Consider the following 8,711-nt stretch of genomic DNA (forward strand, 5'->3'; position numbering starts at 1 on the left):
CCTCAGCGGGGTTTGGTTGGTCTTTTTGGGGCGGGCGCGCCCCGGGCCCCGCGGCCCCCCCCCCCCCACGACAACCACACGGGCCGAGCGGTCCGGGGCGGAGCAGAACGTCGTGGTCCGGCACCCCCCAGTTCGTGCTGCGCCGTTCTGCGCCTCCCTTTCGGGCGACGGCTCCTATCCGGGGGGGCGTACGGCTGTTGGTTACTCTTCCAGTTCCCTGCATGGCCCCTGGCGCCGTGTATTTGTGCGTCGCCTCGGTGATGGCTTGCGTCATCCGTCCGATGAAACGCTCACTGTTCTGGTGGGCCCAGTCACGGCTGTCTTCACGGTTGCGATTGGACCGCGTGAAGTGCGGGATGACGTACTCAGCGAACAGTTCGTAGCTGCGCTGCGTCGCTGCCCACGAGGCGCAGTCGTGCACGTTGAGCAGGTATGTGCCGAACCCTTCGGTCTGTTCCTGCAGCCGCTCTATGGCTGCAATGGCGTCGTCGGGTGTGCCGACGACGCCGACGCCCCAGCTGGGGAGGCCTTCGCTGGTCCATTGGTCAGCGGCGTTCTGCGGCGAGCTCCGCCACGGCATCTTCTGCCCGGTCAGCCCCTCGAAGTACGCCGTAGAGCGCAGGATTCCCCATTCGACCTCTCGACGGGCCTGCTCGCGGCTCTCGGCCAGGTGCATCATCCCGACGACCCGCCAACGGTCGCGCCGCGGCATCTGCTCATGCTCCGCAGCCGCCCGTTCGTGCACTGCCCAGTTGTCAGCCAGTTGCCCGCGTGCCCGAAGATCTGATGCCGCCACGGACAGCACACTGAGCCCGTGTCGGCCGGCGAGCGTCACGCCGGCCGGGGAGAACACGGAGGCGACGGCCAGTTCAATGCCGTGCCGGGAGAACGGCGTCAACTGCACCCTCGCCTCGTGCAGATCGAACCAGTCCGTCTTCATGGTGACCGTCTCGCCACGGACCAAGGGCACCAGCGCTTCGATGGCCTGTGCCATCATGTCCCGCTGCCGGGTCGGATCGATGCCGAGCATGAACGCATCCGAGGGGAGCTGTCCCGGCCCGATGCCCATCATCACGCGGCCTGCCGTCATGTGATCGAGCTGCACAATCCGATCGGCCAGGATCAAGGGATTGTGGTAGCTGACCGAGTTCACGCCGGTACCGAGCATGATGCGTTTCGTCCGCTCACCGGCCGCAGCGATCATCAGCTCGGGCGAGCCGATCGTCTCAAACCCCGCCGAGTGGTGTTCCCCGAACCACACTTCGTCGAATCCCAGGTTGTCGGCCCTGGCCGCCAGTTCCAGGTCCCGGCGCAGCTGCAGGGTGGGGTTGCCTTCCGGCGGATGGAAGGGAGCTATGAACATGCCGAAGCGCATCGGCGGTACGTTCGATGGACCTGTCACGCAGTGCCTCCATTCGGATCACCTTCGCCACGGTCATGACGTGAAGAGCGGGCTCATCCAGCCGCGTTGATGCACCGCAGCGCTCCAGAACCGGGCCACCCTGCACCACCAAACCAAGCAATTGCTTGCTTATCTAGATCCTTCAGCCCCTCACGCGCAGGCGTCAATACTCCGCACCCGACCGCTTTCGAGGCGCCAGGAGGTAGCGCCCGAGGCCGAGACGGGAGACACTTGCACCCAAGCGCTTGCTCGGTTACCGCCGCGAGAGGAGAAGGACGTGCAAGAGTTCCTCAACTACATCGGTGGCGAACGGTGCCCAGCCCGTTCGGGAGCGTGGCTGGAGTCCGTCGACCCTTCCACGGGCCAGCCGTGGGCACGGATACCCGCCAGTGGCGCCGAGGACGTGGACATTGCCGTCCAGGCGGCTCAACGGGCGTTCGACAGCGGGGCATGGACGGGCCTTTCGGCGGCTGAGCGGGCGGCGAAGCTGCGTGCGTGGGCCGATGCCGTCGAAGCCAGCGCGGAATGGTTGTCGGAGGTGGAGACACGCGACAACGGACGTCCGCTGCGCGAGACGCGCTTCGCCCAGATCCCCGGTGCCGCCATGCAGATCCGCTACCTCGCCGGACTGGCCGAGAACCTCCAAGGTTCGACGGTGGACATTCGTCCCGGCGCGTTCGCGTACACCCGATGGGAGCCGGTGGGGGTTACGGCTCTGATCATCCCCTGGAACGGCCCGCTGCCCGTGTTCTTCGCCAAGGTGGCGGCGTCCCTCGCCGCGGGCAACGCGATCGTGGTCAAGCCCGCCCAGCAGGCCACCGCCTCGATCCTGGAGGCAACCCGCCTGTTCGACGAGCTCGGCTTCCCTCCGGGTCTGGTGAATGTGGTCTCCGGACGCGGTTCGGAGGTCGGCGATGCGATCGCTGGCCACCCCGGCATCGGCAAGATCAGTTTCACCGGCTCCACCGCGACCGGGCGAAGCATCATGCAGCGCGCCACCGTGAACATCAAGAACCTGCTGCTCGAGCTCGGCGGCAAGTCGCCCAACATCGTGTTTGCGGACGCCGATCTGGATGCCGCGGTGACCGGTGTAAGTGCGGGCATCTTCACCCCGAACGCCGGTCAGGCGTGCGTTGCCGGATCCCGCGTGCTCGTAGATGTCTCCATCTACGACGAGTTCCTGGAACGGCTGGCCGCGCACGCCGCTTCCATCGAGGTCGGTGACCCGATGGACCTGTCGACCGGCATGGGACCGATCGCCAACGAGGCCCAGTACGACACCGTGCGCTCGTACCTGCGACTCGGACAGGAAGAAGGTGCCCGGCTGGTCACCGGAGGCCGGACGACAGAGGAGCTGATCAAGGACGGCTCGCCGCTGCGCGGAGGCTTCTATGTCGACCCGACGTTGTTCGCCGTGGACGACAACAGGTTGCGGATCAGCCAGGAGGAGATCTTCGGCCCGGTCGCCGTCGCGCTGCCCTTCAGCAGTGAGGAGCAGGCGATCGAGCTGGCCAACGACACCCCCTTCGGGCTGGCCGCCGGCCTGTGGACCGAGGACCTGCGTCGAGCCCACCGGGTGACGGACCGGCTCCGAGCCGGAAACGTCTGGGTCAACACCTACAAGGCGATGCACTGGGCCCTGCCATTCGGGGGACACAAGCAGAGCGGGAACGGCGGCACGGCCAACGGCTCGACGGCCCTGCACGAATGGATGGATCCGAAGGCCGTCTGGATGAACGTCGGCTGACACGAGCTGCCGCCTTGCTCCGGCCGGGGGAGACCGGAGGAAGGCGACGGATTTTCAGCAGTACGCCGTCATGAGTCACAAAGCCCTTCGGGCTCATCGGCCCAGCGGTGCCGCTCCGTGGCCGGACGGGCGGATCGCCGCGTCCGGCTGACATCAACGGGCGGTGAAGCATCCCTATGGGACAGATGGCAACCGCTTGAGCGTGGCATGTGCTTCGTCCATGACACGGTCGACGAGCTCGGCGCAGGACGGCAGATCGTCGATCAGGCCGGCGACCTGCCCGGAAGCCATCACACCGAGGCCGGGGCGGCCGTCGACCATCGCGGCTTTCAGCATCATGGGGGTGTTCGCGGCCAGCAGGACCTGGCTCCAGGACAGTTCCTTGCCGTGCTTCATCGCCAGGCCGTCGCGGACCATTGCGGTCCAGCTCATGCCGCACTCACGCTTGAAGGCTGCGGCGTGACACAGCGCGCGCAGCAGCGCGGCCGCACGGCCCGAGCGCTCCAGCGAGTCGACGAGTTCGGTGCGCAGCATCCGATGCGGCAGACCGTCGACCTGGGTTGTGACGGTGATGTCTTGGACGGTTGCCGCCAGGTAGCGGGCCTTGACCGCTTCGGGGACCGTACTGTCGGAAGTGAGCAGGAAGCGGGTGCCCATGGCGACTCCGGCAGCGCCGTACGCCAGCGCCGCCACCAGGCCGCGCCCGTCATGGAAGCCGCCCGCCGCGATGACCGGGATGTCCACGGCGTCAACGACCTGCGGCAGTAGCACCGTGGTGGCCACACTGCCGGTGTGGCCACCCCCCTCGCCTCCTTGCACGACCACCGCGTCGGCGCCCCAGGCGGCGACCTTCTCGGCGTGGCGTCGGGCGCCGATGGAGGGAATGACGACCACTCCGGCGTCCTTGAGGCGTGCGATCAGTTCCCGGTTCGGCGCGAGGGCGAACGAGGCCACCTTCACGCCCTGGTCGAGGAGGATCTGCACGCGGTCGGTCGCATCGGAGGCGTCCGCGCGCAGGTTGACGCCAAAGGGCGCGTCCGTACGGGACTTGACCTCGCGGACCGCTGAACGGAGCTGTTCCAGGGTCATGGTGGCGGAGGCGAGAATGCCGAGCGCTCCGGCGTCGGCGGCGGCGGAGACCAACCGCGGGCCAGCCACCCAGCCCATGCCCGTCTGGACGATCGGATGCCGCACTCCCACCAGTTCGGTGAGCGGAGTGGCGATCGCGACGTCGCTCATGCGGGCACCTCGCGGTCGCGCACACCCTTCGGGTCGAGGGTCTCCCGGATGAGCTGCAGTTCCACGGCGCTGGGCTCGCGGGTGTAGGGCACGGTGTCGCCGGAGATGACGAGCGGGAAGCCGGTGGCCTCGACAACCTGCTCGACCGTAACGCCCGGGTGCACCGAGCGCAGCCGCATCGTGCGGTCCGAGGTGGCGAAGTCGAAGACACCCAGGTTGCTGATGACTTCCGGAATGCGGTGGTAGCGCACTGCGGACATGCCGACCTGTGCGGCGCGGTCGTAGCCCACTCCGCAGACCATGTCGACGTTCTCGACGAAGACCCGCGGGGAGTGCTTGGGGATCCAGTAACTCGTCGGATTGTTCAGGGTGTTGATGGGCGCTCCGCGCACACCGAGCAGCTGCCGCTTGGGGCGGCTCCAGTCGCCGATGCAGGAGATGTTCTGGTTGCCGTGGCGGTCGATCTGGCTGGCGCCCATCATGACGTGCCGCCGGCCGGTGGCCACCATGGCCAGGTGCTGGCGGTAGGGCAGCCAGCCCTCCACCACGTCGGACTGCTTGCCGATCGCCGGGACGTCGCCGACGAGCAAGGCCTCGCCGTCGGTCAGGAGCAGATCGGGGGCGAAGGTGAGTTTCGCCAGGCGGGCACCGATCGTCGGGATGACGCCCATCGGGCTGGCCAGGATCTCGCCCGCGTACCGCCAGGCCTCCGCACAGGCCACCACGCAGTATTCGGCCCGCGTCACCGTCGTCGTTGGACTGCTCATGCCTGCTCCTCGAAGAATGCCGCTACCGCGGCCTGGTATGCCCCTTCGTCTCCCGACAGGAAGCGTTCGGTGAACGCCTGCCAGGTTTCCGGGTCGCGGGCGGCCTGGGCGTAGGAGCGCTGGAAGGCCTCGTCGCGGTCGTAGTCGGGGGTGCAGGACGTGAAGTGAGCGCCGTTGGGTGTCTCCACCACGCCTGTCACGAACGCACGCTTGACCAGCAGGGTCTGCGGGCCCGCCTCCTTGAGGAGGTCTGCGGTGTCGACGACCCGTTCGCAGGAGACGAACGCCTCGTCTGCGGCTTGGCAGAACAGGTCGTCGAAGTAGGGGTCGGGGCCCAGGTACTGGGCATTGCCCTGTGCGTCGGCCCGGTTGAGGTGGACGAGCGCGGCGTCCATCCGCAGCGCGGGGACTGCGACGAATTCTTCGCCGTCCTCATAGGGTGACGTGACCGTGCGCAGGTGGGGGTTGACCTTCATCACGTCCGAGCCGAGACCGGCGCGGATCGGCATGAAGGGCAGCCGCTGGGTCGCGGCGGTCAGGCCCCACATGAACATCGCTTCGTCTATTTCGACCAGTTCGAAGGCGCCTTGTTGCCGGGCCGCGGTGAAGTGGGGTTCCAGGGGGATGGAGTCGAGGGTGGCGAAGGCCGCCACCAGCTTGCGGATCTTTCCCGCAGCCGCGAGGAGGCCGACGTCGGGGCCGCCGTAGGAGATGACGGTGAGATCGGTGATGTCCGAGCGCAGCAGCGCGCGGACCAGTGCCATCGGCTTGCGCCGTGACCCCCACCCGCCGATGCCGAGGGTCATGCCGCTGCGGAGCCGCCCGACGACCTGTTCGGCGGTCAACGTCTTGTCGCTCACCGTGCCTCCTTCTTGGACGACTTGGCGGACACGAACGCATCGCGGTGGCGAGCGCCGATGCCGCTGAGGTTGGCCTCGAAGGTGAAGCCCTGCTCGAAGCGGTAGCTGCGGCGGACGTCCACCGGGTCGATGCCGTTGATCGCGGCCTTGGCGAGGCGGATGATCTGACCGTCCTTGGCGGCGATCTCCCGGGCCAGGCCCAGTGCGGCGTCCTGGAGCTCCTCGCGGGGCACGACCTGCCACACCGAGCCGTGCCGGTGGAGCTCTGCTGCCGTGACGGTGCGCGAGGTGTAGTACATCGGCCGCATCAGGTGCTGCGGGACGAGCCGGGCCAGATGAGTGGCCGCGCCGAGGGCACCCCGGTCAAGTTCGGGCAGCCCGAAGGTCGCGTCGTCGCCGGCCACGATCGCGTCCGCGTTGCCCACCAGGCCGATGCCTCCGCCCACGCAGAAGCCCTGCACGGCGGCCACCACCGGGACCTCGCACTCGTAGACCGCGGCGAAGGCCTCGAAGCAGCCACGGTTGGCGCCCACGAGCGCCGTGTGCCCGTCGGTGCGCTGCATTTCCTTGATGTCGACGCCCGCGTTGAACCCGCGGCCGACAGCCGCGAGCACGACGCAGCGCACCTTGGGGTCGGCGCCGGCGGCGCGCAGCGCCGCGGCGAGGTCGAACCAGCCCTGGACAGGGAGGGCATTGACCGGCGGGTAGTCCACGGTGACGACCGCGATGCCCTCTTCGGGGGCTGTGGTGGAGACACCCATGAGCGAATCAGCTACCTTTCCACCAAACGTTTGTTAGGTGGAAGATAGCAGCGGATCGCTCACTGCGGGAGGTGCCCTTTGGCAACGATCATCGATCTGACCGGCCGTGTGGCAGTGGTCACCGGCGGAACCCGGGGGGTGGGCGCGGGTATCACCCGCGCGCTGCTGGGCGCCGGCGCCGAGGTGGTGACCTGCGCCCGCCGTCCCCCGGAGAAACCCGTCGAGGCGGGCGGCCGTACCGCCGGGTTCCTCCCCGTCGACCTGCGGGACGCAGAGGCGGTCACGGCCTTCTTCTCGCAGGTGCGCGCCGAGTACGGCGGGGTCGACGCTTTGATCAACAATGCCGGGGGCACGCCCTACCGGATGCTGGAGGAGGGCGGAGCCGAACGGCATGCCCGCGTCATCGAATTGAACCTGCTCGCTCCGCTGGCGGTCTCCCTCGCCGCGTACGAGGTGATGTCCTCTCAAAGCGACGGCGGGTCCATCATGATGATCGGCAGTGTCAGCGGCGAACGCCCCTCCCCCGGCACGGCCGCCTACGGAGCCGCCAAAGCGGGCCTGGAGCAGCTGGCCCGCAGCATGGCCGTGGAATGGGCGCCACGGGTGCGGGTCAACACCCTCGTCCTCGGCATGGTCCGCACCGAACTGTCCCAGCTGCACTATGGCGACGAGGAGGGCATCGCGGCCGTCGGCCGCACCGTGCCGCTCGGCCGGCTCGCGGACCCTGATGAGGTCGGCGATGCCTGCGTGTTCCTCGCCTCCGACCGCGCCTCGTACATCAGCGGGGCCAGTCTGCTCGTGCACGGTGGAGGCGAGCGCCCCGCCTTCCTCGACGCGGCAACCGCCAACAAGTGACTTCTCTTACGTCATCGATGAAAGGACTTCCACCATGACCGGACTGTGCAGCGGACGCGTCGCCGTCGTCACCGGCGCGGGCCGCGGACTCGGCCGGGCGCACGCCCTCGCGTTCGCCGCCGAGGGAGCCGCCGTCGTCGTCAATGACCTCGGGGTCGGGCTCGACGGCACGGGAGCTGCAACTGGGCCCGCTCAGCAGGTCGTTGAGGAGATCCAGGCGCTCGGCGGGAAGGCAGTCGCCCACAACGGGGACATCGCCACGACGGAGGGCGCCGCTTCGCTGGTTCGCGCGGCTCTGGAGACGTACGGCCGGCTCGACACCCTCGTCAACAATGCCGGTTTTCTGCGCGACCGGATGCTGGTCAACCTCGACGAGGACGACTGGGATGCCGTCATGCGGGTCCACCTCAAGGGGCACTTCCTGCCGCTCAAGCATGCCGCGGCGCACTGGCGGGCGGAGGCCAAAGCGGGGCGCGAGCCGGTGGCCCGGATCATCAACACCAGCAGCGGGGCGGGGCTGTTGGGCAGCGTCGGCCAGGGCAACTACTCCGCCGCGAAGGCAGGCATCGTCGGGATGACGCTGGTGGCCGCGGCTGAACTGGCCCGCTACGGAGTGCAGGTCAATGCCATAGCTCCGGCCGCGCGGACCCGTATGACGGAGGCTACGTTCGCCGACACTATGGCTGCCCCCACGGCCGGATTCGACGCAATGGCTCCGGAGAACGTCTCGCCTCTGGTGGTCTGGCTGGGCTCGGCGGCCTGCACCGGGATCACCGGCCGCGTCTTCGAGGCCGAGGGCGGCCGCATCACGGTCATGGAGGGCTGGCGCCCCGGCCCCACGGTCGAAAAGGATGAGCGCTGGTCCCCGGCGGAGGCGGGCGAGACGGCGGTGAAGCTGCTCGCTGAGGCGGAGACTCCGCAGCCGGTGTACGGGGCGCAGTAGCCGGGCGATGAGCGGTGGGGGGGGGGCCCCCCCCGGGGGGGGCCCCCCCCCCATGGCGGGGGGGCCCCCGGGGGGCGCGCGCCGGGCCCCCCGGCCCCCCGGGGCGGGCCCGGGTGGTGATAGGGGGGGCCCGGAGT

Annotated in this window: 8 protein-coding genes; 3 read left to right on the forward strand and 5 right to left on the reverse strand. The window is 68.9% G+C overall.

The features are described from left to right. Positions 1-1,375, reverse strand: a 1,375-nt coding sequence (locus tag ACIRPX_RS43760; protein WP_404205725.1) for an LLM class flavin-dependent oxidoreductase, incomplete at its 3' end; no start/stop codon positions are given. A gap of 304 nt (positions 1,376-1,679) precedes the next feature. Here ACIRPX_RS43760 and ACIRPX_RS43765 point away from each other — a divergent pair. After that, positions 1,680-3,149 (forward strand): aldehyde dehydrogenase, encoded by a 1,470-nt coding sequence (locus tag ACIRPX_RS43765; protein ID WP_404205727.1) that lies wholly within the window; start codon positions 1,680-1,682, stop codon positions 3,147-3,149. A gap of 174 nt (positions 3,150-3,323) precedes the next feature. Here ACIRPX_RS43765 and ACIRPX_RS43770 read toward each other — a convergent pair whose 3' ends face one another. From ACIRPX_RS43770 to ACIRPX_RS43785, 4 genes are read right to left on the reverse strand one after another with little or no spacing between them, the layout of a single operon-like run. Then, positions 3,324-4,388, reverse strand: coding sequence for an NAD(P)H-dependent flavin oxidoreductase (locus ACIRPX_RS43770; RefSeq protein WP_404205728.1), 1,065 nt, complete (start codon positions 4,386-4,388; stop codon positions 3,324-3,326). Then, positions 4,385-5,155: a CoA-transferase subunit beta gene (locus tag ACIRPX_RS43775; protein WP_404205729.1), complete on the reverse strand. Its 771-nt coding sequence runs from the start codon at positions 5,153-5,155 to the stop codon at positions 4,385-4,387. The genes ACIRPX_RS43770 and ACIRPX_RS43775 overlap by 4 nt, the downstream gene beginning before the upstream one ends. Continuing rightward, a complete protein-coding gene (locus ACIRPX_RS43780; RefSeq protein WP_404205730.1) occupies positions 5,152-6,015 on the reverse strand; it encodes a CoA transferase subunit A in 864 nt (287 codons plus the stop codon). Before ACIRPX_RS43780 ends, ACIRPX_RS43775 begins: the two co-directional genes overlap by 4 nt. After that, positions 6,012-6,776: an enoyl-CoA hydratase family protein gene (locus ACIRPX_RS43785; protein ID WP_404205732.1), complete on the reverse strand. Its 765-nt coding sequence runs from the start codon at positions 6,774-6,776 to the stop codon at positions 6,012-6,014. The genes ACIRPX_RS43780 and ACIRPX_RS43785 overlap by 4 nt, the downstream gene beginning before the upstream one ends. 78 nt (positions 6,777-6,854) lie before the next feature. Between ACIRPX_RS43785 and ACIRPX_RS43790 the strand changes: the two genes are divergently transcribed. Both ACIRPX_RS43790 and ACIRPX_RS43795 read left to right on the forward strand, forming a co-directional pair. Then, complete coding sequence (locus tag ACIRPX_RS43790) at positions 6,855-7,631, forward strand: SDR family oxidoreductase (protein WP_404205733.1); 777 nt, start codon at positions 6,855-6,857, stop codon at positions 7,629-7,631. A 34-nt stretch (positions 7,632-7,665) separates the two neighbouring features. After that, a complete protein-coding gene (locus tag ACIRPX_RS43795) occupies positions 7,666-8,574 on the forward strand; it encodes an SDR family oxidoreductase (RefSeq protein ID WP_404205734.1) in 909 nt (302 codons plus the stop codon). The last annotated feature ends 137 nt before the right edge of the window (positions 8,575-8,711 follow it).

This window comes from Streptomyces sp. NPDC101225, from assembly GCF_044767585.1.
Lineage (GTDB): Bacteria > Actinomycetota > Actinomycetes > Streptomycetales > Streptomycetaceae > Streptomyces.

Coding starts and splice junctions, on each gene's coding strand:
- ACIRPX_RS43795 (WP_404205734.1), top strand. CDS start 7,666: ATGACCGGACTGTGCAGCGGACGCGTCGCCGTCGTCACCGGCGCGGGC.
- ACIRPX_RS43775 (WP_404205729.1), bottom strand. CDS start 5,155: ATGAGCAGTCCAACGACGACGGTGACGCGGGCCGAATACTGCGTGGTG.
- ACIRPX_RS43785 (WP_404205732.1), bottom strand. CDS start 6,776: ATGGGTGTCTCCACCACAGCCCCCGAAGAGGGCATCGCGGTCGTCACC.
- ACIRPX_RS43770 (WP_404205728.1), bottom strand. CDS start 4,388: ATGAGCGACGTCGCGATCGCCACTCCGCTCACCGAACTGGTGGGAGTG.